Genomic DNA, 25,715 nt, shown 5'->3' on the forward strand with positions numbered 1-25,715 from the left:
TCACGGACGTGGCCGGCGGGGAGCCGGTGGGCAGTTGCGGGCTGTCGTACACCGACGTGGCGGCCGGCGAGGCGTCGGTCGGCTACGCGTTGCTGGACTCGGCCCCGAGGGCCGAGTCGCCGGCTGTCCGTCGCGATGGCGGGACGTCGGGCGGGGGCCGGGATTCAGGTGGCCCGACTGCGGTTGTACAGCGCCTTGGCCCAGAAGAAGCAGCCCACGGTGATGACGACGCACCAGACCACCGCGATGATCCCGTTGGCGCCGATCCCGGTGCCGAGCAGCAGGCCGCGAAGGGTCTCCATGACGGGCGTGAAGGGCTGGTAGTCGGCGAACCACCGGACCGGGGTCGGCATGGAGTCGGTGGGGACGAAGCCGCTGCCGAGGAATGGCAGGAGGATCAGCGGCATGGGCAGGTTGCTGGCCGTCTCGACACTCTCGCTCACCAGACCGAGGGCCACCGACAGCCAGGTGAGCGCAAAGGTGATCATGGCGAGGACGCCGATCGCCGCGACCCACTCGACCGGGTTGGCCGTGGGCCGGAACCCGACGAGCAGCGCCACGCCGATGACGGCCGCGAGGCTGAGCAGGGTCTGCACCAGGCTGCCCAGTACGTGGCCGGTGAGCACCGACGGTCGGAAGATCGCCATCGTCCGGAACCGGGCGATGATGCCCTCGGTCATGTCCATCGCGACCGAGATGGCGGTGCCCTGCGCCGCGCTGACCACCGTGATGAGCAGGATGCCGGGGGTGACGTAGTTGGCGTACTGGGAGCGACCGCCGGACGGGCCGAGGCCGGCGCCGAGCGTGCCGCCGAAGACGTAGACGAAGAGCAACAGGATGATGATCGGGATGCCGATGAGCAGCATGGTCATCGACGGGTACCGCCGCATGTGCAGGAGGTTGCGTCGCAGCATGGTGCTCGAGTCGCGCACGGCGAGGGAGACGGTGCTCATCGCACTGGAGCCCTTTCCTGGTCGGGTCGGCCGGCGCGGGAGTCCGGCTGGCCGGTGAGGGTGAGGAAGACGTCGTCGAGGTCGGGGGTGTGCACGGAGAGCCCGGCCACGCTGATCGAGGCACGGTCGAGGTGGTCGAGAAGCGAACGCAGCGACCCGACCCCGCCGTCGCTCGGCACCTGGAGGGTGAGCGCCGCGTCGTCCCGCCTACCGGCGGCGAACGTACGGGCCGCCGAGTCGAGCCCGTCCTGGTCGGCGAACTGCAGCACCACGTGGCCACCCGGGATGAGCCGCTTGAGTTCACGTGGGGTGCCCTCGGCGATCAGCCGGCCGTGGTCGAGGAACGCGACGCGGTCGGCGAGCTGGTCGGCCTCCTCCAGGTACTGGGTGGTGAGCAGGATGGTGACGCCCTCGGCGGCGAGCGCGCGGATGATGTGCCACATGGCCCGGCGGCTGCGCGGGTCGAGCCCGGTGGTCGGCTCGTCGAGGAAGATCACGCGGGGCGCGCCGACCAGGGTCATCGCGAGGTCGAGCCTGCGCCGCATGCCCCCCGAGTACGTCGACACCGGCTTGCCGGCCGCCTCGGTCAGGTCGAACTGGTCGAGCAGTTCGGTGATCCGCCGCCGGCCGGCGCCCTTGTCCAGGTGACACAGGTCGGCCATCAGGGTGAGGTTCTCCCGGCCGGTGAGCAGGTTGTCGACGGCGGAGAACTGGCCGGTGACGCCGATCAGTTCGCGTACCGCGTCGGGGTCTCGGGTCAGGTCGTGGCCGAAGACGCGGGCGTGACCGCCGTCGGCGTTGATCAGGGTGGAGAGAATCTGCACGGTGGTGGTCTTGCCGGCGCCGTTGGGGCCGAGCAGCGCGAAGATCGTTCCCTCGCTGATCACCAGGTCGATGCCGTCCAGCACGACCTTGTCACCGTAGGACTTCCGCAGGTCGGTTGCGACGATCGCGGGCTTCGTGGAGCTGGTCATGGTCTCCTCCTTCGTGGTCGCGGTGCGGCGGGTCAGGCGCGGCGGATCATGATGTCGCCGTAGGAGGTGTTCGCCCGGACCTCGACCGTCTCGTCGGTCTGCGCCGGGCCGTCGGTCGTCTCCAGGGCGTTGTGGACGCGGCCGTGCTTGGAACTGACGTCGAGCCAGGCGGCGGTCCCACGTCGGATGCCGACCTCGATGGCCCCGTAGGAGGTGTTCAGCTCGATCGCCCCCCGGACGACCTCACCCAACCGGACGTTGCCGTAGGCGGTGCGGGCCGTCACCGAGGCCAGCGGCGCGTCGAGGGTGATGTCGCCGTACGCGGTGTTGACCCGGACGTCGCCGCCGCTGCGGCCGATCCAGCAGTCACCGGAGGAGTTCTTGATCTCGGCGTCGCCGTCGACCGCCCCGATGCGGACCTTGCCGGAGGAGACCTTCACCCGGGCCGAGCCGGTGACCCGCTCCACCGCGACCTCGCCGTGGCTGCTGTCGATGTCCAACGGCCCGGTCTCGTCGAGCCGGATCCCGCTCCCGGTCTTGATCCGGCACTCGCCCAGCCGACCCTCGCAGCGGAACGCCGCCCAGGACGACTCGCCGTGCACCCGCGACCCGGCCGGCAGCTCGATCAGGACGTCGACCGACGGCCCGGAACCGAAGCCGTAGCGGCGCCAACTCTTCGACACCCTGATCGACAGTTGTCCTGCGGCGTACTGGACGGTGGTCTGTTCCGCGGTGCTCACGTCGGCCTTGCTCGACGGGTCGCGGGGCCGCACCGTCACCACGGTGTCGGTGCGGTCGGTCGCTTTGATCCAGACATCTCCCACGGGCAGCTCGACCCGGACGGCGATGGGTTCTGGTGTTTCGAAAACAGGCATGGTGGTCTCCCGAAAGGTGGTCGGCGACTGTCGCCGCTGGTCAGCGGCGCGAAAACAAGGGGGTACGGAGAGTCAGCGGGCCCAGCCGGTGATGTGCTGGCCGGAGCGTGGCTCCACCCGACGGGGCGGGCGACGCTCCGTCTCGCCGGCGCTGACGGCACCGGCGACGGCGCGCACCAGCCAGGCGTTGACCGAGAGCCCGGCCCGCCCGGCGGCCTCCTCCACGCTTGCCTTGAGGTGGTCGGGGAGTCGGAGGTTGATCCTCGAGGTGCCACCGTCCTCCCCCTCCGGCGCGGGGGCTGGCGCGGCGAGCGGCGGCGGGCCGCTGGCCTCACTCACCTCGTCGACGAGCGGGCTGGCCGGCGTCACCACGAAGTCCGGTTCGCGCCCGCGCAACCGGACGTGCACCGAACCCGGGGCGAGATCGCGGGTGATCTCGTCGGCGGCGTCGGACAGGGCCTCGAGCAACGTGAGACGTGTCGCCGCCTCCAACTGGGCGAAGAGCCGTTCGGCCAGCATCCGGGCCTCGGGGTCGACCCCCTCCGCGGCAATGGCGAACTCGTCTCGCAGGTTCTCGACGTACGACCTCAGCTCCATGGCACCATCATGGCACCACTTTGGCTCAAAGTGCAACAGGCGTGGCTCACAATGGTGCCGGCGGATTAGTCCCGCCGCGGCACGCCTGGCGCTTCCAGCTCGCCGAAGATGCCCCGGACCAGGTGGTTCGCCTCCGCCTGGGTCAGCCCGGAGGCCACCAGCAGGTCGCTGACGGTCGTCCGGACCTGCGCCACCACCACCGCCCCGGAGAAGCCGACCCCCTCCCGATAGGCCGCACCGGCTGCCCGGACCGCCCGCAGCGCCTGCTCACGTGCCCGGTTCGGCTCGACCGCGGCGGCGAACTGCCGCTTGAGCAACCGGACGGCCTCGGCGAGATCGGCCACCGCCCCCGGCAGCGCGTCCGGGACCGGTTCACCGTCCTCGATCAGCGTCACCGACCGGCGGATGAGGGTCCCGCTGTTGCGCATCGCCCGGTCGATCGGCTCTGCCGCCTGCGCGTACCGGCTCACCGGACCGTGCCGTTCGCGCCAGTGCGCCGGCGACAGGACGCTGGCCTCCCGCGCGCCCTGGGTCGCCTCGACGAACGCCTGCACCTGACCCTTGTTCTGCCGCAGTTCGCTACGGGCGGCGCGGGCCCGATCAGCGTCCCGCTCGGCCAGCGCGCCGGCGGTCGCGTCGAGTTGGGTGGCGAGGAGATCCAACGCCGGCCGCGCGGCCCGGTTGAGCACCCGCAGCGGGTTCAGCGGCAGCAGCACGGTGGTGATCAGCAGCGCCAGACCACCCCCGACGAGCGCGTCCACGAACCGAGGGATCTCCAGATCACGGATGGACGGACTGAGCGTGGCGATCAGCACCGCCGTCGCTCCGGCCTGGACCACCACCGCCGCACTGCCCACGAGGAACAACGCGACCACGATCGCGAGCACGACGATCAGGACGAGCTGCCACCACCCGGTGCCGATCAGCAGGAGCAGCAGATCGCCGATCAGCACCCCCACGGCGACACCGATGATCAGTTCGACGGTACGGCGGAGCCGTTGGCCGACGGACGCGGCGAGAGTGGAGACCGCGGAGATCGGTGCGAAGATCGGCTGCGACACGTGCAGCAGCTCGTGCGCCACGAACCATGCCAGCGCCGCGGCCAGACCGGCCTGCGCAGCGAGCCCGCCGAAGGCCCGTACCCGACGCATCCGGTCGCGCAGCGTGGCCACCACGCGGTCCCAGAGTCGGACCACGACCGGAGCGCGGCCGTCCGCTCCGTGCCGACCGGCAGCGACCATGGCGGCACCTACCCCGCCAGCACCCGGTCAATCCCCCCGCGCCGGTGCGTCGACATCCCCGCCCGAGCGCGGCGTCGACCACGACGAAGGTCTGCCACAGCGTCCGTCGCAGCGTGGGTGGGCCGCGATTGAGGCCGTCCGGTTCGGGTAGACCGCGGTCTGCCGCCGTCTGGGTGGCGGCCCCGGCACGGCGGGCTGGCAGGGCTGGCCCTGGGTGGATCGTGTGCCCGGGGGCTGCCGAGACGCCTCGGGGGGAACATTCGGATGGATCAGCGCGGTTGAGCGGGCCAGACAGCACCGGCGGCATCGTGGAGCTGCGGGTGCACGGCGTCTCCGGCGCGAACGCCGAAGAGGTGCTGGGCCTGCGGCAGGTCGCGCAGGTGGCGGGTGACCGCAACGGAGGCTTCTACCGGCCGCGCCCCCGGTACTCGGACGCCACCGGCGCGCACGGGGTGACGCTGGAGTCGTACCGCTGGGGTGATCTGCCCTCCGGGACGGTGGTCCGCGCCCTGGGGTTGGTCTTCCTGCTGCCGTTCATGCTGGTCAACGTGGCGATCTGGATGCGTCCCGCGAACTCCGGTTCCGAGGCGACGGTCCGGTCGCTGTGCCGGTTGCTGGCGCTCACGCTCACCGTGCTCTACGTGCTCGCCATCGCCGGCGTCACCCTGGATCTCGTCGGCTGGAAGTGTCTGAACTCGGCGAACTGCCTCGCCGGACGCAGCTGGCTGTCCTGGTTGAGCGGACGGCCGGTCGGTCTGCGACTGGCCGTGCTCGCGCTGGTCCCGGCCACCGCGATCGGCCTGATCTGGCGGATCAGCAACCGGCCGGGGCGGACGTTCGAGGCGTTTCGCGCACCCGAGCAGGTCTCCGGGCATCGGCTCGGCGCGGTCGGTCAGTGGAACGCCGAGCCGTTGGTCGGGCGGCTGCGCTCGATCCACGTCGCCGCCGCCTTCGCGACGCTGGACCTCACCCTGCTCCTGGCCCGGATCGCCAGCGGCGCCACCGCCACCGGCGTCGCGTTGACCGTGGCCACCGTGGTGGTCCTGGCCGCCTGCGTGGGATCGCTCTGCACTCCCCCGCTGATCGACCGGGCGGCGACCGATCGGCGACTCGACGGGATCACCCACGCGCTACGGTCCAGCGCCATCGTCCTGACCGTCCTCGTGGTGGCCTACGTGCTGGCCAGCCCGCAGCCGTGGGACGGACGCCGCGAGCTGCCCGGCTACGACACGACCCTGGCCGGGCTGTTCGTCGCACAGACCACCCTGCTGGCCGCGCTGGCCGTGGTGCTGCTCCGGCGCCGCGACCGACGGCGAGGTGCGACACCGCTGTTCGGGTTGGGTGGGCTCGCGATCGCGGCCGCCGGGATCAGCGTCGCGGTGGCGTACTCCGCCGAGGTGGTCTACCGGGCGGCGGACTTCCTCGACCGGGACACGCCAACCGGTGCGGGCATCGCCGCCGGTCCACCCCGCGCGTACACGTGGGTGATCTTCGGCTTCCTGCGCGCGATCGTGGTCACGCTGGTCGTCGCCGGTCTGGTCATCGTGATCTCCCGCCGGGGCCGGCGTCGCGACGCCGCGGCGATCGTCGCCCACGACTACCCGGACCCGCCGCCGGAGGTCAGGACCCGACTGCGGCAGGTCCGCGACGCGATAGCCCGGGCCCGGTTCACCGAGAAGCTGGTGCCGCTGGCGGTGCTCTTCGGCTGCCTCGCCGGCCTCGCCACGGCCAACACCACCATCGGCCTGCTGGGACAGTTCCCGAGCGACGCCGTCGAGAGAAACATCGGGTTGCCCGCGGACGTGGTCACCTTCGCCATCGCGTTCGGCAGTTGGCTGATCGCCGCGATCATCCTCGGCCTGATCGTCGGCAGCGTCTTCGCCTACCGGACCATCCCGTTCCGGCGGCACGTCGGCGTGCTCTGGGACCTCGGCACGTTCTGGCCCCGAGCCGCCCACCCCTTCGCACCGCCCTGCTACGCCGAACGCGCCGTGCCGGAGCTGACCCGCCGGATCACGTACCTCGTCGAGAGCGGCCATGCCGTGCTGCTCACCGGGCACAGCCACGGCTCGGTGCTGCTCGCCGCGACGGTGCTCCAGCTGCCGCCGGAGGTCGGCAGTCGGGTCGCCCTACTCACCCACGGGTCACCGCTGCGTCGCCTCTACGCGCGGCTCTTCCCCGCCTACATCGACGATGCGGCACTGCACGACATCGGCCACCGGGTCGGTTGGCGCTGGGTGAACCTGTGGCGCGACACCGACCCGATCGGCGGCTGGGTCTTCTCCGCCCACCGGTCACCCCGGTCGGCTGCGGGCAGCGACCCGGCAGACACCGTCGATCGTCGACAACGCGATCCCCGGGACGTGGTGACGCCGGCCAGCGACAGCGTTCCCCCTCCGATCCACGGCCACTGGCCGGACGAGGCGGACGAGTCGTTCACCGCGGCGGTGCGGGAGTTGGTGCGGCGTCTCGGTGGACGGGCGGACCCACCCGTCGCGGCCGGGTAACGGCCCGTTCACCGGGCTCGGGTACGCCAGTCGTCGAGGCTCGTGGCGGCGATGCGGGCGCCGTCGGCGGGGACCAGCGAGCGTTCGCCAAGCGTGGCACCGAAGTACCGGGCACCCGGGTCGGCCACCACCGACCGGCGATCCTGCTGGGACGCGAGGATGGATCGGCCCAGTTCGTCGAGGCGGAGCTGCTCCGGGCCAGCGACCTCGACCACCGCGTTTGTCGGCGCGTCGACCACGACCTCGGCCACCGCGGCCGCGACGTCGTCCGCCGCCATCGGTTGGATGAGGACCGGCGCGAGGTGCACGGTGTCGCCCTCCGTGGCGGCGTCGATGATCCCCTGGAGAAATTCGAAGAACTGCGTGGCGTGCACCACGGAGTACGGGATCCCGGCCGCGACGATGAGCTTCTCCTGGGCGACCTTCGCCCGCATGTACCCGCTGTCCGGGATCCGGTCGCACCCCACGATCGAGAGCGCCGCGTAGTGGCCCACCCCGGCCGCCGCCGCGGCGGCGAGGAGATTGCGGGTGGACGTCTCGAAGAACTCCAGCACGGCGGCGGCCTCGAACGACGGCGAATTCGACACGTCGACCACGACATCCGCTCCGGCGAGTGCCTCGGACACTCCTTCGCCGGTCAGTGTGTTGACGCCGGTCTTCGGTGACGCCGGCACCGCTTCGTGCCCCTGCGCTCCGAGATTGTCCACGAGCTTGGAGCCGATGAGGCCGCTGCCACCGATGACGACGATCTTCATGGTCGAACACGTCCTGTCTGTGCTGGGTCTGCAACCGCTGCCCACCAGTAAGACGGAAACCGTGCACCGATGCAGGACAATCGCTCAAAACAGTGCGCCGAGAATCAGCCGGTCCCCCTGGAGGTCTGACGTGGCCGTGGTGTCCCATCCGGTGTTCGCCCGGGTGTACGAGAGGCTCAGCGTCGCCATGGACCGCGCCGGCACGGCGGAGTTCCGACGGGACCTGGTCGCCGGCCTGTCCGGCCGGGTAATCGAGATCGGCGCGGGCAACGGCAGGATGTTCGTCCACTATCCACCCGCGGTGACCGAGGTCGTCGCGGTCGAGCCGGAACGTCGACTGCGCGCCGCCGCCGAGCGGGCGGCACCGAGCGCGCCGGTGCCGGTCACCGTCGTCGACGGTCTGGCGGACGCCCTGCCCGCGGCTGACGGCGAGTTCGACGCGGCCGTCGTCGCGCTCGTGTTGTGCACCGTGCCGGATCAGGCGAGCGCGCTCGCGGAGGCCAGCCGGGTGCTGCGCCCCGGCGGCCAGTTACGCTTCTTCGAACACGTCGCCGCCGAGCAGAGCAGCCGCCTGCACCGGACCCAACGCCTGCTCGACGCGACACTGTGGCCGAAGTTGTTCGCCGGCTGCCACACGAACCGCGACACCGTCGCCGCCATCAGTGCCGAAGGTTTCGTGATCGAGGAGCTGCGCCGGTTCCGCTTCCCGGCCACCAGCAACAGCCCGTCCTCACCCTGCGTGCACGGCCGGGCGATCCGGCCCGCGCCGGCACACCAGCACTGAGGACGACCGCCGGGCTGCCAACACGGTAGGACGACCGACGCCCTGCCGCCGTGGTGTCGGCCGCCCCGAGCGAGGTGGTCAGCCGATCACTCGTGCGGTTCAGAGCAATGTGAAGGTGAATACGTATTGCACGTGTAATGCACCTATTAGCCCGTTTTGTGGGTATCGGCGGCTCGGACGTGATGTGGTGGTCACCGCACTTTGGCAGTGCCATCCAGGCCGTCTGACGCAGGTCTTGGCTTCACCAAGCCAACCTGCGAAGTAATAACCCACGGAGGGTGTTCTGTGACAGCAAAGCCCCATCATCATCGTCTTCGCCGAGGGCTCATGGCGGCGCTCGCGGCATCCGCAGCCGCCGCAGTCGCGGCCAGCTTCCTGCTGCTCGGCTCGACCCCGGCCAGTGCCGCCGACGCACCGGTAAACCTGGGAACAGCGGGCACCTTCTCCGTTCTCGCCGGAGCCGAGCCGACAAACACCGGCCCGAGCTTCCTGGGGCAGAGCCTCGGGCGGTTCCCGGGAAACACCGCGTCGGGCTTCGGAACGGCAACCATCGGCGGTGAGGTCCACCTCGGCGACGCGGTCGCCCTCCAGGCCCAGAGTGACCTGACCATCGCCTTCAACGACGCCGCCGGCCGGACACCGTTCACCAACCTGCCCGCAGAACTCGGCGGCAACACGCTCAACCCCGGCGTCTACCGGATCGGGGCCGCGCAACTGACCGGGGCGTTGACGCTGAACGGCCAGGGCGACCCGGCGGCCGTGTTCATCTTCCAGATCGACTCCTCGCTGACGACAGCGTCGAACAGCAGCGTCGTCCTGATCAACGGCGCTTCGGCCTGCAACGTCTTCTGGAAGATCGGCAGCTCGGCGACGATCGGCACGGGAACCACCTTCGTGGGCACCATCATGGCCCAGGCGGCGATCACCATGGCCACCGGCGCGACCCTCCAGGGCCGTGCGCTGGCGCGCACCGCCGCCGTCACCCTCGACACCAACGTCATCACGGCACCGCTGTGCGCCGGCCCCACCGGGCCACCCGGCCCGTCCGGGCCACCCGGCCCGTCCGGACCACCCGGCAGCCCTGGAGCACCCGGCCCGTCCGGTCCGCCCGGCAGCCCTGGCAGTCCCGGAGCACCCGGCAGCCCCGGAGCAACTGGCGCGCCTGGCGCACCTGGAGCACCCGGTAGCCCCGGAGCGCCTGGCGCACCTGGAGCACCCGGTAGCCCCGGAGCGCCTGGCGCACCTGGAGCACCTGGCAGTCCTGGAGCACCTGGCAGTCCTGGAGCACCTGGTAGCCCTGGAGCACGCGGACCGCAAGGAGCACCCGGAGAACAGGGCGCACCCGGAGAACAGGGCGCACCCGGTCGCCCTGGCGGCAGGGGTCCCATCCTGCCGGTCACCGGCGGTGGCACGGTCCCGGCCCTGACGGGCATCGGAAGTGTGCTGGTCGTGCTGGGCGCGTTCGCGCTCCTCCTGGCCCGACGTCGTACCCGGGAGTCCTGATCGGTGGCCCGGCCGGTGACCTGCCGGCCGGGCCCCTCAACACCGACCAGCCTGGACACCGTCGGCCCGTCCCCGATCCGGGGATGGGCCGACGCGTGGCCTGTGGTCGGAGCCGGGCTGAGCAGGGGCCGGTCAGTCGGTCAGGCCCAACTCCCGTAGGGCATCGTCCTCGCGTTCGTGCGAGAGGTAGAGCAGGATCTGCGGCCGGTCGCCCCCCAGCCGCACGACGTAGGTCTGCGCGAACCGCGCGCTACCGGCCTCGCCGGTGGGCGGCGCGAAGTCCAACGTCCACTGAGTGGGGACGAGGACGTACCCCGGCGCGAGGTCGAGCACATCCAGGACGGTCACCTGGGCGCCGCGGAGACCGAACTGCTCGGTCATCGCGGTGTGCCGCTCGTCGAGGGCGGCCCGGTAGGCGGCGTCGTTGGTGATGGCGTTCGGGTGCCCAGTGCCGCGAGTATGTCAGGCGATCCGCGGCGCGGCGGCGTGGCTCGAGCCCTGACCGGCGTCACCGGGTCGGCAGGCCCGCCAACCAGTCATCCAGGCCCGCCGGGCTCGTGAACAGCACCACCGGCGGCCCGGCCGGATCGGCCTGCCAGGCCCGCATTCGCCGCCGTTCCCGGCCGAACGCGGAGGCGTGCCAGACCAGGATCGAGTCCGAGGACAGCACACTGCCCAGTGACTCCCGGTTTCCGTTGCAGATCACCTCGCCCGTACCCAGGCGACGCAGGGTACGACGCAGCAACCACCAGAACGAGCGCCACCACGGGTAGTCCAGGGCCACCACCAGGTCGGCACGGGTCAGCGGCACGTCCCGCCATCCGTGGTACGCGCCGTCGAGGATCCAGGTGTCCCGACGACAGATCTCCTCGATACGCCCGCGCTGCTGCGCGACCGGCACCTCGACCCACCCCGGCAGCCACAACAGGTCGTCCACCGGGTACCACGGCAACCCGAGGCGCTCGGCCAGGCGCTCGGCGACAGTGGACTTGCCCGAGCCGTGCACCCCGTAGACCAGGATGCGACGCGGTGCGGTCATCGCGGCAGCGTACGCCGCGACCGGAAATCGTTTGCCGTACGGGACGGGCTGCACAAGAGTGACGTCCATGACGTACTGACGGAACCACCCCGCGCATTCGCCCCCGGTGACACCTCCCGGAGGGCCGTGCTGTCGTCCGTTCCCGCGTCTGCGTGCGAAGTGAGTCTCCTTGTTGCAGCACCACTCCCCCCGGGAGTCCCTGCCCCCGTCCACCCCGGCCACCGTCACGGTGTTCGCCTCACCCGCGAGCTGGATCGAGTCCGCCGCACTCGACCAGTGCCAGCAGGTTGCCGCACTCGACGGCATGATCCACGTCGCGGCGATGCCGGACCTGCACCCCGGCAAGGGCGCGCCCATCGGTGCGGCCATGTCGTCGAGGGTGCTCTACCCGTTCCTGGTGGGTTCCGACATCGGCTGCGGCATCGCCGTGTTTCCCATCAAGCTCAAGCGTGCTGTGCCGGAGCGCCTCGCCGCCCGGTTCCCCGATCTCGACCGCGCGTTGGACCCGGATCAGGACGCCGACGACCCGGCCTGGGCGGTCGTCCAGGGTGACGTTCCGGCCGGTCATCTGGACGGCCTTGGGACGGTCGGCCGTGGCAACCACTTCGTCGAACTGGCTCGGGTCGACACCATCCTCGACGCGAACCACGCGAGTCGTCTCGGGCTCGACGCCGGTGATCTCGTGCTGATCGTGCACAGCGGTTCCCGTGGTCTGGGTGAACGGATTCTGCGGGCGCACACCGAGGTGCACGGCGCCGGGGCCGCGCCCGATCCCGACGTCTACCTGACGAGGCACGACGAGGCCGTGCGCTGGGGATCGCTCAACCGGCGGGTGCTGGCGGCCCGGGTCGCGTACGCGTTGGGGGCCGAGCCCACCCCGCCGATCGTCGATCAGTGCCACAACCTGGTCGAGGTCTCCGACGGGGTCTACCTGCACCGCAAGGGTGCGGCGCCGGGCGACGGCCGCGACGTCCTCGTCGCCGGCACCCGGGGCACAGCCTCCTACCTGGTGGCCGCCCACGCCGGGCCGGAGGCCAACCATTCGGTGGCGCACGGCGCCGGTCGGAAGATGTCGCGCGCCGACGCCCTGCGGCGGGGCCGGGCCAAGCACACGGTCGAGGAACTACGGCGCACGCCCGTGGGCTCGCTCGTGGTGTGCGGCGACCGCCAACTGCTGTTCGAGGAGGCACCCACGGCGTACAAGCGCATCGAGCAGGTGATCGCCGATCTCGTCGAGCACCGGCTGGCCACCCCGGTGGTCAGCACGACTCCCCTGGTCACCTACAAGACGCCCGATCTCGGGTCCGCCCCCCGCACCCAGCGGCGGGGTCACCGCGACGGACGGGGCCGGTCGTGAGCGTGCTCCTGCTGCTGTCCGCCGGCCGTGGCCCGAGTGAGTGCGCCTGGGCGCTGGCCCAGCTCCTGCATCGGCTGACCGGAGCTGGCACCCGCCGAGGTCTGACGATCGAACAGGTTCAGGTGACACCCGGCGATCGGCCCGGCACCTACCGCTCGGCGCTCCTCCGGATCACCGGCGCGGACGCCGAGGAGTTCGCGGCCTCGTGGACCGGAACGCTGTGCTGGCAGGCCCCGAGTCCGTACCGGGCGAGCACGGGCCGCAAGAACTGGTATGTCACCGCGCAGCCGCCGTCACCCGACGCGGCGCCGACGCCGTTCGCCGAAGCGGACGTCGACGTCGTCGGTTGCCGTACCGGCGGTCCGGGTGGTCAGCACCGCAACAAGGCCAGCACGGCGGTCCGCGCGACGCACCGCCCGTCGGGCCTCGTCGTCGTGGTGGACGAGGAACGGCAGTTCAGCCTCAACCGCCGGATCGCCCTGCAACTGCTGCGGCAACGCGTCGAGCAGGGCGACGAGGCGGCCCGGCGTGCCGTCACCACCGCCCGCTGGCGGGTGCACGACGAGCTGGTGCGCGGCGACCCGGTGCGGGTGGAACGTCCGGAGCCCCAGCGATCGGGCCGCCGAGGGTAGCGGCCCGGGTCAGACGTCCCGCACCGCCTCGGCGAACGCCTGGGGCGCCTCCTGGGGCAGGTTGTGCCCGACGCCGCCGCCGACGGTCCGGTGTTCGTACTGCCCGGCGAACTGCTTGCCGTAGACGGCGGGCTCCAGGTGCGGCGCGCCGTTGGCATCCCCCTCCAGCGAGATGCTGGGCACCGTGATCTTCGGTTTCGCGGCCAATCGCTTCTCCACCTCGTCGTACTGCGACTCGCCGGGTGCGAGGGCCAGCCGCCACCGGTAGTTGTGGATCACGATGTCCACGTGGTCGGGGTTGTCGAACGCGGCCGCGGTGCGGTCGAATGTCGCGTCGTCGAACGACCACTTCGGGGACGCGGTCTGCCAGATCAGCCTGGCGAAGTCGCGCCGGTTCCGGTCATACCCGTCCCGGCCGCGTTCGGTGGCGAAGTAGTACTGGTACCACCAGGCCAGTTCCGCCTTCGGGGGCAGCGGCACCCGGCCCGATGCCTGGCCGTCGATCAGGTAGCCGCTCACCGAGACCAGCCCTCGGCAGCGCTCGGGCCACAGCGCGGCCACGACGTCGGCCGTACGCGCACCCCAGTCGAACCCCGCCAGCTTCGCGCTGTCGATCTTCAGGACGTCCATGAGGGCGATGAGGTCGAGTCCCATGGCTGCCGGTTCGCCGTTGCGCATGGTGTCGTCGGAGAGGAACCGGGTCGTGCCGTAGCCCCGCGCGTACGGCACGACGACCCGGTAGCCGGCGTCGGTGAGCAGCGGCACGACGTCGACGAAGCTGTGGATGTCGTACGGCCAGCCGTGCAGGAGGATCACCGCGGGACCGTCGGACGGACCAGCATCGACGTACCCGATGGTCAGGACCCCGGCGTCGACCTGTCGCACGTCACCGAACGATGCCCCCATGCCGGACCTCTCCTCGCGTTCTCACCCTCGGATGTGCTGACCACGCCTCAATCTAGGGACCCGCCGGGTGGCCGATCAGGGTTTGTCGGTGATCGACCCCGGCCCGATCCGGACTGGCTAGGATGCACACAGCGTCGCCCTGCGCGACTCCGGGTGGGAACACGACCGTAGGGTGATGGCATGGCTGAGCGACCTCTGACCTTGATGGCGGTGCACGCCCACCCCGACGACGAGGCGACGAGCACCGGCGGCGTCCTTGCCCGCTACGCCGCGGAGGGGATCACGACGGTCCTGGTGACCTGCACCGACGGGCGCTGCGGTGACGGCCCGGGTGGGGTCAAACCGGGTGACCCGAAGCACGACCCGGCCGCTGTCGTGGCGATGCGCCAGGCCGAGTTGGAAGCCAGCTGCGCGGTGTTGAAGGTCAGCCACCTGGAAACCCTCGGTTACGCCGACTCCGGGATGATGGGCTGGGCGACGAACGACCAGCCCGGCGCGTTCTGGACGACGCCGGTCGCGGAGGCGGCGAACCGCCTCGCCGAGCTGATCCGGCAGTACCAGCCGGACGTGATCGTCACGTACGACGAGAACGGCTTCTACGGCCACCCGGACCACATCCAGGCGCACCGGATCACCATGGCCGCCGTGGAGCAGACGGACACCCCGGCGAAGGTGTACTGGACCACGGTGCCGCGCACCGCGTTCGAGCAGTTCGGCCAGATCATGCAGGAGCTCGGCGTCGAGTGGGACGCACCGGACCCGGATGCGGAGCCGATGCCGCAGCTCGGCCTGCCCGACGACGAGATCAGCACCTGGGTGGACACGAGCAGCTTCGGGGCGCAGAAGTTCGACGCCCTGGCCACCCACGCCAGTCAGACCGAGAACATCTTCTTCCTGCAACTGGGCCGGGATCGGTTCACGGAGCTGATGGGGGTGGAGACCTTCGTCCGGGTGCGGGACCGCACCGACGCGCCGATCCCCGAGAACGACCTGTTCGCCGGCCTGCGCTGATTGCAGAGGAGTCGGCCCAGCAGCGGCGAGGTGTTCAGGCGGCGACCGAGGAATCTTGCGACCTGCTCGCTCAGGCGGTCAGAGCACCTAGGCGCGGCGGGGTCGGCGGGAGATCGACAGCCACCCGAGGAAGCGCAGGTGCAGCGCTCGTACGTCGGGACGTGCGCCGAGGGCGTACAGGTCGTCGGTCGCGTCTTGCAGGTTCGACGCCATGTAGAACGCGAGGGCGATCGAGTGGCCGTAGAACTCGGTCGCGAGGTGAAGCTGCGCCGGGTTGCACGGCCAGGGCGCGGCGCAGTTGCGGCACAGCCACGCGGGGCGCATCGGGATGTGGGCGCGGGCGACGCGAGAAGTCCAGCGGCGGGCGCGGCGATCGGCCGGCGGCGGCACGCCAGCGGACGGGATCAACGGTCCGGGTGGCCGGGATTCACACGGCGCTATCGGCTCACGTTTGGGCTTCGGCTTCTCGTCGGGCACGATTTTCCCCCCTGCTGCCGTTGGGAAAGGGCCGCCCCCATGAGCGCTCGCCCGCAGGGGCGGCCCCGGTGCGAACGCGTCCGCCGGGTTCGGGTCCCTACCGGCCGCGCCGCCTGGTTCCACTCTTGTGCGTGACCGCCTAGTGTCGGAAGGTGTTCGACCACGTTGGAGAGACCGCGAAGGCCAACGTTTGCCCTGGTGGGGACACATGGGGGCACGCGAGCTGGAGGTGGGGAAGGGCTGGGGGACATGAGCATGACGGCCGCCGAAATCCTGCTCGATGAGTTACGGCACGCTCGTGCCTCACGCGGGATAAGCCAGGACGACTTTGGCAAGCTCATCAGCTATTCAGGTACGCACGTCAGCGCCGTTGAGACTGGTTCGCGGCCGCCGACGGGCGACTACGCCACGGCCATCGATCGCGCGCTGAAGACCGGAGGAATGTTCGCTCGGCTGCTCGATCGGCTCTCAGACCTTGACGCCGCGCCGCTCTGGCTGCGTGAGTGGATCACTTTCGAGCAGCAGGCCCGCACGTTGCGATGGTGTGAGGTCGCGTGGGTGCCGGGTCTCTTGCAGACCGAGGCGTACGCCCGTGCCGTGTTTGCGAGCGACGGCCGGGTTAGCGCCGAGGAGGTCGAGACGCGGGTAGCTGGAAGGCTTGCCCGGCAACAGATCCTCACCAGTGGCGACCCACCGCGCCTCGTCGCCGTCCTGGACGATGCCGTCCTTCGGCGTCCCGTCGGCGGCGCGGCTGTGATGCGTGAGCAACTGTTCCACTTGGCGCAGCTCAACCAAGACCGGCGGCGCGTGAGAATCCATGTCGTTCCACGGGGGGTCGGCGCGTACGCTGGCCTCGACGGGCCGTTTGTCCTCGCGACCCTGGCGGATGTGGTTGATGTGGGCTACCTCGACAACCGGCTCCGGGGTCAGGTGGTCGAGCGGACTGCCGAGGTAGCGGCCCTGCGTGAGCAGTGGGAAGCCATCCTCGCCGAGGCGCTGACCCTGCAACAGTCCACCGAGCTGATAACGGAAGTGGCAAAGTCATGGACCTGACCGGCGCACGCTGGTACAAGAGCACCCGCAGCGGCAGCAATCAAGGGGCCTGCGTAGAGGTCGCCGACAACCTTCCCGGCGTCGTCGGCGTACGGGACTCGAAGGATCCGGCCGGGCCGGCGCTGGTCTTCGCGCCGGAGTCCTGGCGGGCCTTCGTTGGTCAGGTCGCCGAGCGGTCGTAAGCAACGCCAGACGCACGAAGCGCCCGCCCCGATATCGGAGGCGGGCGCTTCATGTTGTTCGGCGATGTCGGCAGCCTGGCCACAGCACGCCGCCGGTCCCCGGAAGTTTCGCGGGCGACTCCGGCGCGCCCCCGCAGGTCATCTGACGAATTTCCGGAAGTTTTCAGCGTTGACGCCCAGACATAGACGGCCTTAATGTTTCGAGCAGGTTTCCGGTCACCGGCCGGAACTACCGGCCCTCCGGCCCCGAGCCAGGGCGCTCGATCGCCAACCCCGCTCCCCATCCGCCAACACCGGACCCGCACCTTGTTGATCGACATTTGTCGATCAAGGTCTGGAAAGGAAGGCACATGTTGCTGAGACAGTGGACCAGCGTCGGCGTGGTCGCCATCGTCACCGTTGCGGCGCTGAACACGGTGCCCGCCACCGCCAGTCGGCCGTACGACCCCACGGCGCAGAGCCTCGGCGCCCTCGGCCTGCGCCACGGCCTCCAGGTCGGCACCGCGGTCAACATGGATGCCCTCAACGACGCCGGTGACCCGCAGTACCGCGCGCTGGCCTCCTCGGAGTTCGCCTCCGTCACCGCCGAGAACGTGATGAAGTGGGAGGTCCTGGAGCCCACCCGGGGCACGTACGACTGGGCCGCGGCCGACCAGCTCATCGATTTCGCCAAGCGCAACCGGCAGAGCGTCCGCGGCCACGTGCTGGTCTGGCACAACCAACTGCCCGGCTGGCTGACCAGCGGTGTCGCCGACGGCTCCATCAGCAAGCAGGAGTTGCGCGAGTTGCTGCGCAAGCACATCACCACCGTCGTCAACCGGTACAAGGGCAAGATCTGGCAGTGGGACGTGGTCAACGAGGCGGTCAGCGACCCCTGGGACACCCCGTCGACCCTGCACTACAAGGGCTTCTGGGCGGAGAACCTCGGGCCCGGCTACATCGCCGACGCGTTCCGCTGGGCGCGGGCGGCCGACCCCAAGGCCCTGCTGTTCTACAACGACTACAACATCGAGGCGTTCGGCTCCGGCAGCCCGGCCGACGACAAGACCCAGTTCGTCTACGAGATGACCAGGGGCCTACTCGCACAGGGCGTGCCAATCGACGGCGTCGGCTCCCAGGGTCACCTGGGCACCCAGTACGGCAACTTCGACACCCTCCAGGTGACCGCCGCGCTCAAGAAGTTCGGTGGGCTCGGCGTCGCCACCGCGTTCACCGAGGTCGACGTCCGCAGCCAGATGACGGCGGGTGTCCAGGCCGGCAACGCGGAGGAGATCAACCCCCGGTTGCAGGCCTCGGCGGCGAACTTCAGCGTGCTGATGAAGGCGTGCCTCGCCGTCCGGAGCTGCCTGTCGTACACGGTCTGGGGTTTCAGTGACAAGCACTCCTGGGTGCCGGGCTGGTTCGACGACCCGCCGGAGGGCCTCGCCACGATCTACGACGAGAACTACCAGCCCAAGCGGGCGTACCAGGAGCTGAAGTCGGATCTGATCCTCGCGGGACCGCCGTACGTCCAGCCGCGCAGCACACCCAGACCACGCCGCTGACCCTCGGGTCGCGGCTCACTCGACGGCAGGTCCGTCGGCGTAGGGCCGTGTGGGGCACGGCGGAGCCCCACACGGCCGATACGTCACCACGGTCGTCGACGTTCGACTCACGTTCAGCCGCATCGAGTGGCCGTACGGACGCCATTGGAGTATTGATGCCGGTTCTACCTGCTTATTGATGGTGTTGGTGTAACCATAGTGGGCGTGGGAACTGCGAAAACTGCCATGCCTGCGATCTCGCCGCTCACCGGCGATCCAATCAAGCGGGCCGATGCCGAACGACTCGCGGGGGTGCTGAAGGCCTTCGCCGATCCGGCGCGACTGCGCCTGCTCAGCCTGATCCAGTCGGCGCCCGAAGGTGAGGCGTCCGTCAGTGACCTCACCGGGGCGCTCAACCTGTCCCAGCCGACCGTGAGTCATCACCTGCGGATCCTCACCGAGGCCGGCCTACTCGAACGCGACAAGCGGGGGGTGTGGGCGTACTACCGCCTGGTGCCCGCCGCGATCGCACAGATCGCCGACCTGTTGACGCCGCCCCGGAAGCGGGCCACGAAGAAGACCCGCTGACCCCTCACATCCGCTCCGGGGTTCGAATGCCGAGCAGGTGCAGCCCCTGCCGCAGCGTCCGGGCCGTCAGCTCGGCCAGCAGCAGCCGGCTCCCCCGCAGCTCGTCCGGGGCCCGCAGCACCGGGCAGCGCTCGTAGAACGCGTTGAACGCGGTGGCGAGCCGGTGCAGGTAACCGGCGAGGTGATGAAACTCGAGGCTCCGCTCCACCTCGCCGACCACCGCGGCGAAGCCGAGCAGCTCGACCGCGAGCGCCCGCTCCGCCGGCGACGTGAGCACGATCGGCGTGTCCGGCCGCGCGGGTGTCCCGGCGCGCCGGAACACCGACCGGATCCGGGCGTACACGTACTGGAGGTACGGCGCGGTGTTGCCCTCCAGGGCGAGCATCCGCTCCCAGTCCAGGACATAGTCCTTGGTCCGATCGGTGCACAGGTCGGCGTACTTCACCGCGCCGATCCCCACCGCGCGACCGATCTCGGCGGCGGCTTCGGCATCCAGCTCCGGGTTCCTCCGCCGGGCCAGGTCGGTGGCCCGGGTGACCGCCTCCTCCAGCAGCCCGACCAGCTTCACCGACTCGCCCGCCCGGCTGCGTAGCATCCGCCCGTCGCCGCCGAGGATCGACCCGAAGCCCAGATGCTCGGCCCGCGCCGGCGGGCACAGCCACCCGGCCGCCCGGGCGACCGCGAACACCATCGCGAAGTGCTGCCGCTGCGGCAGTCCGACGACGTACAGCAACCGGGTTGCGCCCAGTTCGCCGACACGCTGCCGCAGCGCGGCCAGGTCGGTGGCGGGATAGCCGTACCCCCCGTCGCTCTTGCGCACGATGAGCGGCGTCGGCTCGCCGTCCCGGCCGCTGAACCCGGCCGGGAAGACGCAGTCGGCCCCGCCGCTGGGCACCAGCACGCCCAACCGGTCCAGGTCGTCGACGACCCCCGCCAGCAGATCGTTGTAGGCGCTCTCGCCCCGAAAGTCGCCCTCGGACAACGTCACGTCGAGCAGGTCGTAGACGGTCAGGAAGTACCGCTCGGACTGCGCCACCAGCAGCCGCCACCACCGCAGCGTCTGCGCGTCGCCGCCCTGCAGGGCGACCACCCGCAGCCGCGAGCGTTCCCGGAACGTCTCGTCGGCGTCGAACTTCGCCCGCGCCTCCCGATAGAAGCCGTCCAGGTCACCCATCGACAACTCGTGTGCCGCCCCGGCCTCGCCGAGGTCGACCAGGTGCTCGATCAGCATGCCGAACGGTGTCCCCCAGTCACCCAGGTGGTTGACCCGCACCACCCGGTGCCCCAGCCAGTCCAGCAGCTGTACCGCCGCGTCGCCGATGACAGTGGAGCGGAGATGCCCGACGTGCATCTCCTTCGCCACGTTCGGTGCCGAATAGTCGACCACCACGGTCTGCGGGGCCGCCGTCACCGGCACGCCGAGCCGGGCGTCGCCGGCCAGCCCGGAGACCAGGTCGGCAAGTGCCGGGTCGGCGACGGTGAGGTTGAGAAACCCCGGCCCGGAGACCTCCGCCGACACGCAGACGTCGTCGAGCACCGCGTGTGCCAGCACCTCGGCGGCGATGTCGCGCGGCGGACGGCCGAGCCGTCGGGCCAGCGCCAGCGCCGCGTCGGATTGGAAATCCGCTCGCGGGGAGCGCCGCACGAGCGGGTCAACCGGTCCGCCGGCCACCGCGGCGAACGCCGGTGCCAGCCGGTCGGACAACAACCTTTCAAGATCCATGAGTACGCCGATCTCACTCGGACCCGCGCTGTCAGGCGGGCCTCAGACGACAGGAGATGCGGGGCGGACCGAGGACGACCAGCGCACGACCGGCGGCTCGATCCGCCGGTCGCAGGGAGGAGCAGGTCAGCGCGGGCGGGCGACGGATCGCCGGCGTCGCCGCGCACCGACCTGGACGTCGGACGACGCTCCGGTGCACTTGGCGATCACGCTGGTCATGCGGGCAGCATAGCGGGCCGGCAGGTGTGTCGACATCCCGATTACCACCGCTCGGGTGAGCGTCCGGCGCAGCGAAATCTCGTTTGGGACGGTACGCCACCGGGAACTGCCTCGACATCGACGAAAGGTGATCATGAGCCGACACACACCGCTACCGCCGACCCGTACGCGACGCGTGCTTGCGCTGATCCCGTTGCTGGGCACCATCACACTTGCCACCGCCTGCACCACCACCGCGGACCCGCCCGCCTCGACCCCGTCGAGTGCGGCGCCGACCTCCGCGGCGGCCGCAGTGGACCCGACGGGCCAGGCGTCGCCGAGCGCGAGCGGCCCGACGACCATCCCGACGTCGGCCTTCGTCGAGCTGCCGACCGAGCTGCGGAAGTCTCCGCGCCGGACGGTGCCGGTCGAGGAGGCCCTGCCGAAGTTGTGTGCCAACGAGTTCGGCACCGGAGGCCGCCAGGTGACGGCGAGCGCCGCGATGACCGTCACCTACAAGAAGGCTGGCGACAATCCCTCCAACACCCCCCAGGGGATGATCCACCAGACCATCTTCACGTTCGACGGCACCGGCGCCGCGGACTACATGGGGCGTCTCCGCACCGCCCTGGAGGCGTGTCCCTCCTTCCAGCACGACGGGAGCCGAGCGACCGCCAAGAGCGAGGCTCTGCCCGGCGTCGGCGACGAAGCGCTGCTACTGAACCTGACCTGGCCCGCGACCAGCCTCAACGGAGAACGCGCAGGCGGCACCGAGTCCAGCCAGATCGCGGTGGCCCGCGTCGACACGGTGGTGACGGTGTTCGACGACCAGGGGTGGGAGGGTTCCAGCGGAAATCCCGCCATCCTGGACCGGGTCGTCCGCGACGCTGTGCGGACCATCGACGCCTGGCAGGGGTAGCCCACCGCGGGCGCCCCGGCGCCTCGGTCCCCCAGGTCTTCGGCGCGCTCCGCATCGTGACACGTTCGGTCGTGGCGATGCGCGCGCCGAAGACCTGTCGCCAGACCAACGGACGACTCCCCGGTGCGATGATGCGGCCCGTGACTTCCGCACCCGCCGATCCGCTCGACCTACACGGTGTGCGACGGGCCTACGACATCGTCGCCAAGGACTACGCCACCTCTCTGCCGGACACCCGCGCCGAGTCCCCACTCGACCTCGCCATGGTCGACGCGTTCGCCGCGGCGGTGACGTCAGGCGGCGACACCCGGGTCCTCGACGCCGGGTGCGGCCCGGGCCGGATGAGCAGGTACCTCACCGACCGTGGGTGCCTGGTGCACGGGGTCGACCTGTCGCCGGGCATGATCGCCATGGCGCGCCGGGACCACCCTGGCCTGATGTTCACCGTGGGCTCGTTGACCGCTCTCCCCTACCCGGACGCCCGGTTCGCCGGCGTCCTGCTCTGGTACTCCACCATCCACACGCCCCCGGCCGGGCAGGCACGCGTCTTCGCGGAAGCGGCCCGGGTCCTCCGACCCAGCGGTCACCTGCTCGTCGGCTTCCAGGCCGGTGAAGGTACGAGTGACCTGTCCGGGCCCTACCGCCGCCGTTTCGGCCACGAGATCCGCCTGGAGCGACACCGTTACACGGCGGACCAGGTCGCCGCCGAGATCACGGCCGCCGGCCTGCGGGAGGAGTGCCGCCTGGTGCGGCGGGCTTGCGGCACCGAGCGGGACGATCAGGCGTTCCTGCTGGCCACGGCACCTCGCGTCAGCGGTTGAAGGCCAGGTACAGACCGAGGCCGAAGTTCACCATCAGGATGATCGCGCCGATGACGGCGAACCCGCGTTGCCAGGCCGTCCACCGGACCGTCCGCTGGGACTCGGCGATGTCCGCCTCCTCCACCCGGACCTCCGCGATCCTGTCCCGCTCCTTGGTGTCCCGGTGAGCCGCGATCGCGCTGGCGCTGAACAGGGCGACGTTGGCCCGAAGCTCCTCGGTGAGGCTCTGCAACGCCCGGGTCATCGAGTCGATCGAGCCGTTGATGTGCCGCAGGTGCTCGTCGTGGCCCTGGAGACGCTGCTCGATCCGACCCGCGTCGACACCGCGGTTGTAGGCGGCCTCCTTCTCCTCGCTGGTCTCCGGGCTCGTCACCACGGTGTCACCGCCGGCGGTGGTGCGACATCGATCCCGTCCGCGGCCCGTGACAAGTGCCTGGGTCGCCGCGGAGACGTGCTAGGTGCGAGACGCAAGACAAGACCTCCTCCTGCCGCCGCACCGTCCGGCCGGGCGACGCACCAGTCGTACCACCCGCGGGGCCGGAAAGCGACTGCCGGGATCCGACAGATCCGCAGGTCAGAGCCATATTTGCCGCTCTCCGCACAGGGGTTACGGGTGCCGTTCGTCGATCGGGCACCTGTCCGGTTGCCGACAGACCGGTGGTAGTGGGCGTACGTCGGAGACCCCGGGAGACGACTGCGGCGGTATGCCGCCCCGCGCGCGTACCTCCCGGGTTGTGGGTCTTTCGGCAACTCCGGCCTGACGACTCGTGTGCGCTGCGCTACCTACGCTGCCACCGGTAGCTGTCACACCGTCGAAGGGAAACCCCTGATGTCCGTCCGTCATCTGCTTGTCGCCGCCGTGGCCGCCCCGCCCGCCGGGATCGAGCTGGCCGTCCACGCCTCGGTCCAGCCGGCCGCCGCCACCGCTCTCACCATGAGTTCCGGGCGAGCCGGTGCGAGCGTCGGCGTCCTGCTGGGGCTGGTCGGCGTCGTTGTCGGCGGGCTGGCCCTGGCCCGCCCCGCCCGCCGCGTCGGCTTGAGCTCGGCGCGACTCGGAGCCGTCCTGGCCCTGACTTTGGGACTGGCCGGCATGGTGCTGGGCGGGGTGGTGGTCGCCACCTCCGACAGCGGCATCGGTACGGGTAACGGGCGCGGCGGCGCGTTCGTGGCCCTGGCGGTCGGGCTGGTCGGCGTCATCCTCGGTGGACTGGCCCTGGCCCGGAGCGCCCGGCTGGCCGCCTGATCACGGTCCGGAGCGGGTGAGCCAACCGGGAACGGTCAGGCCGGACTCGTAGGCGAGGATCACCAGTTGGGCGCGGTCCCGGACCTGCGTCTTGGTCATGATCCGGCTGACATGGGTCTTGGCGGTGGCCGGGCTCAGCACCAGGCGCGCGGCGATCTCGTCGTTCGACAGGCCCGCGGCGACAAGTGCGAGCACCTCACGCTCGCGGGTGGTGAGCACACTCAGTCGCGGCCCGGGGTCCGGATGCGTGGCCCGCGCACTGAACTCGGCGATCAACCGACGGGTGATCGACGGCGCGATCAGCGCGTCACCACGGGCGACCACCCGCACCCCGTGGATCAGCTCCGCCGGCTCGGTGTCCTTGACCAGGAAGCCGCTCGCGCCGGCTCGGAGCGCACCGTAGACGTATTCGTCCAGGTCGAACGTGGTCAGGATGATCACCCGGGCCGCACAGGCAGCGACGATCTGCCGGGTCGCGGCGAGGCCGTCCAGTACGGGCATCCGGATGTCCATGAGGACGACCTCCGGACGCAGCTGCGCGGCGAGGCGCACCGCCTCGGCGCCATCGGCGGCCTCGCCGACCACCTCGATGCCGTCCTCACCGTCCAGAATGGAGCGGAAGCCGGCGCGGACCAGGGTCTGGTCGTCGGCGAGCAGCAGTCGGATCACGCCGACTCCCCCGCCGTCGTCGAGCCGGATCGCAGCGGCAGGCGGGCGCGGACCCGGAAGCCACCGTCCGGGGCCGTACCCGTGGTCAGTGAACCGCCGAGCGCGCTCACTCGCTCGCGCATGCCGATGATCCCGCTGCCCGGCGCGCCGGGTGTGGTGGTGCCGTCGTCCTCCACCTCGACCAGCACGTCGTCGCGGTCGGCCCGCACCCGGACCACCGCGGCGGTGGCGCCCGCGTGCCGGGCCACGTTGGTGAGTGCCTCCTGGACGATCCGGTACACCGCCAGGTCGACGTCCGGGGGCAGCGACCTGGTCTCGGCGAGTTCGGTGCTGATCGTCAGTTCGGGCCGTCCGGCTGTCCGGACCAGATCGTCGAGGCGATCGAGGCCGGGGCCGGGCACCGTCGGCGCCTCGCCCTCGTGCCGCAGCACGCCGAGCGTCGTCCGCAGCTCCCGCAACGTCTCCTTGCTCGTCTGTTTGATCGCGGTGAGCGCCTGCTCGGAGCGGGCCGGGTCCGGCCGGTGCAACGCGGCACTGGCCTGCACATTGATCAGCGAGAGGTGGTGGCCGAGGACATCGTGCACCTCGCGGGCGATGCGCAACCGCTCCTCGGTGGCCCGCCGCCGGGCCTCCTCCTCCATCCGCTGTTCGGCGACGACCGCGTGGGCCTGCGCCTCGGCGAGGTAGGCGCGGCGGTTGCGGGTCACGCCGACGATGACCGCGACAAGCCAACCGGCGTGCAGCAGTGTCGCCCCGTTCATGGTGTCCGGGGATCGGTTGTCGCTGTCGGCGGCGGCGAAGGCGATCACCGAGGCGAGACCGATGGCGATGGCGATCCAGAGGTGTCCCTCGTCGACAACCGTGTAGAGCGCCACGACGAAGACCAACATGATCGGGCCGGGCGTGTGCAGCAACGCCCCGTACGCGCCGACGGCGACCAACGCCACCACACCCACCGGCACCGGATGGCGGCGCCGGACGGACAGCGCGGCGGAGGAGGCGAGCACCACCAGCAGTGCCGTCCACTCGGCGGTGCTGTCGACGCCGCGCGACTGCACCACCAGGCCGACGAGGGCGACCAGACCGACGGTGAGCACCAGGGCGACATCCGCCGTCCGGCCACGCCATCGCGCCCCTGACATACGCCGAAGCCTAGCCCTCCGAATGCCTACGGGCGATCGCCCG

27 protein-coding genes and 1 pseudogene are annotated in these 25,715 nt (G+C 70.8%); 13 read left to right on the top strand and 15 right to left on the bottom strand.

The window, feature by feature from the left end:
- Window positions 1-164: 164 nt before the first annotated feature.
- From AB0C25_RS26075 to AB0C25_RS26095, 5 genes are all read right to left on the bottom strand, one after another.
- Window positions 165-953: an ABC transporter permease gene (locus AB0C25_RS26075; RefSeq protein WP_357376848.1), complete on the bottom strand. Its 789-nt coding sequence runs from the start codon at window positions 951-953 to the stop codon at window positions 165-167.
- Window positions 950-1,927, bottom strand: coding sequence for an ATP-binding cassette domain-containing protein (locus AB0C25_RS26080; protein WP_357376849.1), 978 nt, complete (start codon window positions 1,925-1,927; stop codon window positions 950-952). The genes AB0C25_RS26075 and AB0C25_RS26080 overlap by 4 nt, the downstream gene beginning before the upstream one ends.
- Window positions 1,928-1,959: 32 nt before the next feature.
- On the bottom strand, window positions 1,960-2,802 hold the full coding sequence (locus AB0C25_RS26085) for a DUF4097 family beta strand repeat-containing protein (protein WP_357376850.1): 843 nt from the start codon (window positions 2,800-2,802) through the stop codon (window positions 1,960-1,962).
- Window positions 2,803-2,874: 72 nt separating this feature from the next.
- Entirely contained in the window at window positions 2,875-3,399 is a 525-nt protein-coding gene (locus AB0C25_RS26090; RefSeq protein WP_357376851.1) for a hypothetical protein, read from the bottom strand.
- Between the two features lie 65 nt (window positions 3,400-3,464).
- Complete coding sequence (locus tag AB0C25_RS26095; RefSeq protein WP_357376852.1) at window positions 3,465-4,640, bottom strand: FUSC family protein; 1,176 nt, start codon at window positions 4,638-4,640, stop codon at window positions 3,465-3,467.
- A 278-nt stretch (window positions 4,641-4,918) separates the two neighbouring features.
- Here AB0C25_RS26095 and AB0C25_RS26100 point away from each other — a divergent pair, with 278 nt between their 5' ends.
- Entirely contained in the window at window positions 4,919-7,147 is a 2,229-nt protein-coding gene (locus tag AB0C25_RS26100; RefSeq protein ID WP_357376853.1) for a hypothetical protein, read from the top strand.
- A gap of 8 nt (window positions 7,148-7,155) precedes the next feature.
- Here AB0C25_RS26100 and AB0C25_RS26105 read toward each other — a convergent pair whose 3' ends face one another.
- Window positions 7,156-7,902, bottom strand: coding sequence for an SDR family oxidoreductase (locus AB0C25_RS26105; RefSeq protein WP_357376854.1), 747 nt, complete (start codon window positions 7,900-7,902; stop codon window positions 7,156-7,158).
- Window positions 7,903-8,032: 130 nt separating this feature from the next.
- Between AB0C25_RS26105 and AB0C25_RS26110 the strand changes: the two genes are divergently transcribed.
- Together AB0C25_RS26110 and AB0C25_RS26115 are read left to right on the top strand one after the other, a co-directional pair.
- Complete coding sequence (locus AB0C25_RS26110) at window positions 8,033-8,686, top strand: class I SAM-dependent methyltransferase (protein ID WP_357376855.1); 654 nt, start codon at window positions 8,033-8,035, stop codon at window positions 8,684-8,686.
- Window positions 8,687-9,013: 327 nt separating this feature from the next.
- Window positions 9,014-9,631, top strand: a pseudogene (locus AB0C25_RS26115) (ice-binding family protein); the annotation flags it as partial.
- 55 nt (window positions 9,632-9,686) lie between these two features.
- On the opposite strand, the gene AB0C25_RS26120 reads toward AB0C25_RS26115, so the two are convergent.
- The 3 genes from AB0C25_RS26120 to AB0C25_RS26130 all read right to left on the bottom strand — a co-directional run bounded on the left by AB0C25_RS26120 (window position 9,687) and on the right by AB0C25_RS26130 (window position 11,228).
- Window positions 9,687-10,028: a hypothetical protein gene (locus tag AB0C25_RS26120; RefSeq protein ID WP_357376982.1), complete on the bottom strand. Its 342-nt coding sequence runs from the start codon at window positions 10,026-10,028 to the stop codon at window positions 9,687-9,689.
- 293 nt (window positions 10,029-10,321) lie between these two features.
- Window positions 10,322-10,570 (bottom strand): hypothetical protein, encoded by a 249-nt coding sequence (locus tag AB0C25_RS26125; RefSeq protein WP_357376856.1) that lies wholly within the window; start codon window positions 10,568-10,570, stop codon window positions 10,322-10,324.
- 127 nt (window positions 10,571-10,697) lie between these two features.
- The gene (locus AB0C25_RS26130) at window positions 10,698-11,228 is read right to left on the bottom strand and encodes an AAA family ATPase (RefSeq protein ID WP_357376857.1); all 531 of its coding nucleotides are present in this window, start codon (window positions 11,226-11,228) and stop codon (window positions 10,698-10,700) included.
- A gap of 169 nt (window positions 11,229-11,397) precedes the next feature.
- Between AB0C25_RS26130 and AB0C25_RS26135 the strand changes: the two genes are divergently transcribed.
- Window positions 11,398-12,585 (top strand): RNA ligase RtcB family protein, encoded by a 1,188-nt coding sequence (locus AB0C25_RS26135; RefSeq protein ID WP_357376858.1) that lies wholly within the window; start codon window positions 11,398-11,400, stop codon window positions 12,583-12,585.
- Entirely contained in the window at window positions 12,582-13,217 is a 636-nt protein-coding gene (gene prfH / locus AB0C25_RS26140; RefSeq protein ID WP_357376859.1) for a peptide chain release factor H, read from the top strand. The genes AB0C25_RS26135 and prfH overlap by 4 nt, the downstream gene beginning before the upstream one ends.
- 9 nt (window positions 13,218-13,226) lie before the next feature.
- Here prfH and AB0C25_RS26145 read toward each other — a convergent pair whose 3' ends face one another.
- Window positions 13,227-14,123, bottom strand: a complete 897-nt coding sequence (locus tag AB0C25_RS26145) for an alpha/beta hydrolase (protein ID WP_357376860.1) — start codon at window positions 14,121-14,123, stop codon at window positions 13,227-13,229.
- A 180-nt stretch (window positions 14,124-14,303) separates the two neighbouring features.
- On the opposite strand from AB0C25_RS26145, the gene AB0C25_RS26150 reads away from it, so the two are divergent.
- On the top strand, window positions 14,304-15,134 hold the full coding sequence (locus AB0C25_RS26150) for a PIG-L family deacetylase (protein WP_357376861.1): 831 nt from the start codon (window positions 14,304-14,306) through the stop codon (window positions 15,132-15,134).
- Between the two features lie 87 nt (window positions 15,135-15,221).
- On the opposite strand, the gene AB0C25_RS26155 is transcribed toward AB0C25_RS26150, so the two are convergent.
- A complete protein-coding gene (locus tag AB0C25_RS26155; protein WP_357376862.1) occupies window positions 15,222-15,458 on the bottom strand; it encodes a hypothetical protein in 237 nt (78 codons plus the stop codon).
- A 402-nt stretch (window positions 15,459-15,860) separates the two neighbouring features.
- On the opposite strand from AB0C25_RS26155, the gene AB0C25_RS26160 reads away from it, so the two are divergent.
- From AB0C25_RS26160 to AB0C25_RS26175, 4 genes are all read left to right on the top strand, one after another.
- Window positions 15,861-16,664: a helix-turn-helix transcriptional regulator gene (locus tag AB0C25_RS26160; protein ID WP_357376863.1), complete on the top strand. Its 804-nt coding sequence runs from the start codon at window positions 15,861-15,863 to the stop codon at window positions 16,662-16,664.
- Complete coding sequence (locus AB0C25_RS26165) at window positions 16,655-16,846, top strand: DUF397 domain-containing protein (RefSeq protein ID WP_357376864.1); 192 nt, start codon at window positions 16,655-16,657, stop codon at window positions 16,844-16,846. The genes AB0C25_RS26160 and AB0C25_RS26165 overlap by 10 nt, the downstream gene beginning before the upstream one ends.
- A 350-nt stretch (window positions 16,847-17,196) precedes the next feature.
- Entirely contained in the window at window positions 17,197-18,390 is a 1,194-nt protein-coding gene (locus AB0C25_RS26170; RefSeq protein ID WP_357376865.1) for an endo-1,4-beta-xylanase, read from the top strand.
- Between the two features lie 225 nt (window positions 18,391-18,615).
- Complete coding sequence (locus AB0C25_RS26175; RefSeq protein WP_208641223.1) at window positions 18,616-18,957, top strand: metalloregulator ArsR/SmtB family transcription factor; 342 nt, start codon at window positions 18,616-18,618, stop codon at window positions 18,955-18,957.
- A gap of 4 nt (window positions 18,958-18,961) precedes the next feature.
- Here the strand turns inward: AB0C25_RS26175 and argS are convergent, their stop codons facing one another.
- Window positions 18,962-20,680, bottom strand: coding sequence for an arginine--tRNA ligase (gene argS / locus AB0C25_RS26180; protein WP_357376866.1), 1,719 nt, complete (start codon window positions 20,678-20,680; stop codon window positions 18,962-18,964).
- A 352-nt stretch (window positions 20,681-21,032) separates the two neighbouring features.
- Between argS and AB0C25_RS26185 the strand changes: the two genes are divergently transcribed.
- Window positions 21,033-21,797, top strand: coding sequence for a hypothetical protein (locus AB0C25_RS26185; protein WP_357376867.1), 765 nt, complete (start codon window positions 21,033-21,035; stop codon window positions 21,795-21,797).
- 140 nt (window positions 21,798-21,937) lie between these two features.
- Window positions 21,938-22,618, top strand: coding sequence for a class I SAM-dependent methyltransferase (locus AB0C25_RS26190; protein ID WP_357376868.1), 681 nt, complete (start codon window positions 21,938-21,940; stop codon window positions 22,616-22,618).
- Here the strand turns inward: AB0C25_RS26190 and AB0C25_RS26195 are convergent.
- Complete coding sequence (locus AB0C25_RS26195; protein WP_357376869.1) at window positions 22,608-22,991, bottom strand: hypothetical protein; 384 nt, start codon at window positions 22,989-22,991, stop codon at window positions 22,608-22,610. The two genes, AB0C25_RS26190 and AB0C25_RS26195, sit on opposite strands and share 11 nt — an antisense overlap.
- A gap of 456 nt (window positions 22,992-23,447) precedes the next feature.
- On the opposite strand from AB0C25_RS26195, the gene AB0C25_RS26200 reads away from it, so the two are divergent.
- Entirely contained in the window at window positions 23,448-23,861 is a 414-nt protein-coding gene (locus AB0C25_RS26200) for a DUF6223 family protein (RefSeq protein ID WP_357376870.1), read from the top strand.
- On the opposite strand, the gene AB0C25_RS26205 is transcribed toward AB0C25_RS26200, so the two are convergent.
- Window positions 23,862-24,530 (bottom strand): response regulator transcription factor, encoded by a 669-nt coding sequence (locus AB0C25_RS26205; RefSeq protein ID WP_357376871.1) that lies wholly within the window; start codon window positions 24,528-24,530, stop codon window positions 23,862-23,864.
- Window positions 24,527-25,672, bottom strand: coding sequence for a sensor histidine kinase (locus AB0C25_RS26210; RefSeq protein WP_357376872.1), 1,146 nt, complete (start codon window positions 25,670-25,672; stop codon window positions 24,527-24,529). The genes AB0C25_RS26205 and AB0C25_RS26210 overlap by 4 nt, the downstream gene beginning before the upstream one ends.
- Between the last annotated feature and the right edge of the window lie 43 nt (window positions 25,673-25,715).

This window comes from Micromonospora sp. NPDC048839, assembly GCF_040649915.1.
In the GTDB taxonomy this organism is placed as follows: Bacteria; Actinomycetota; Actinomycetes; order Mycobacteriales; family Micromonosporaceae; genus Micromonospora.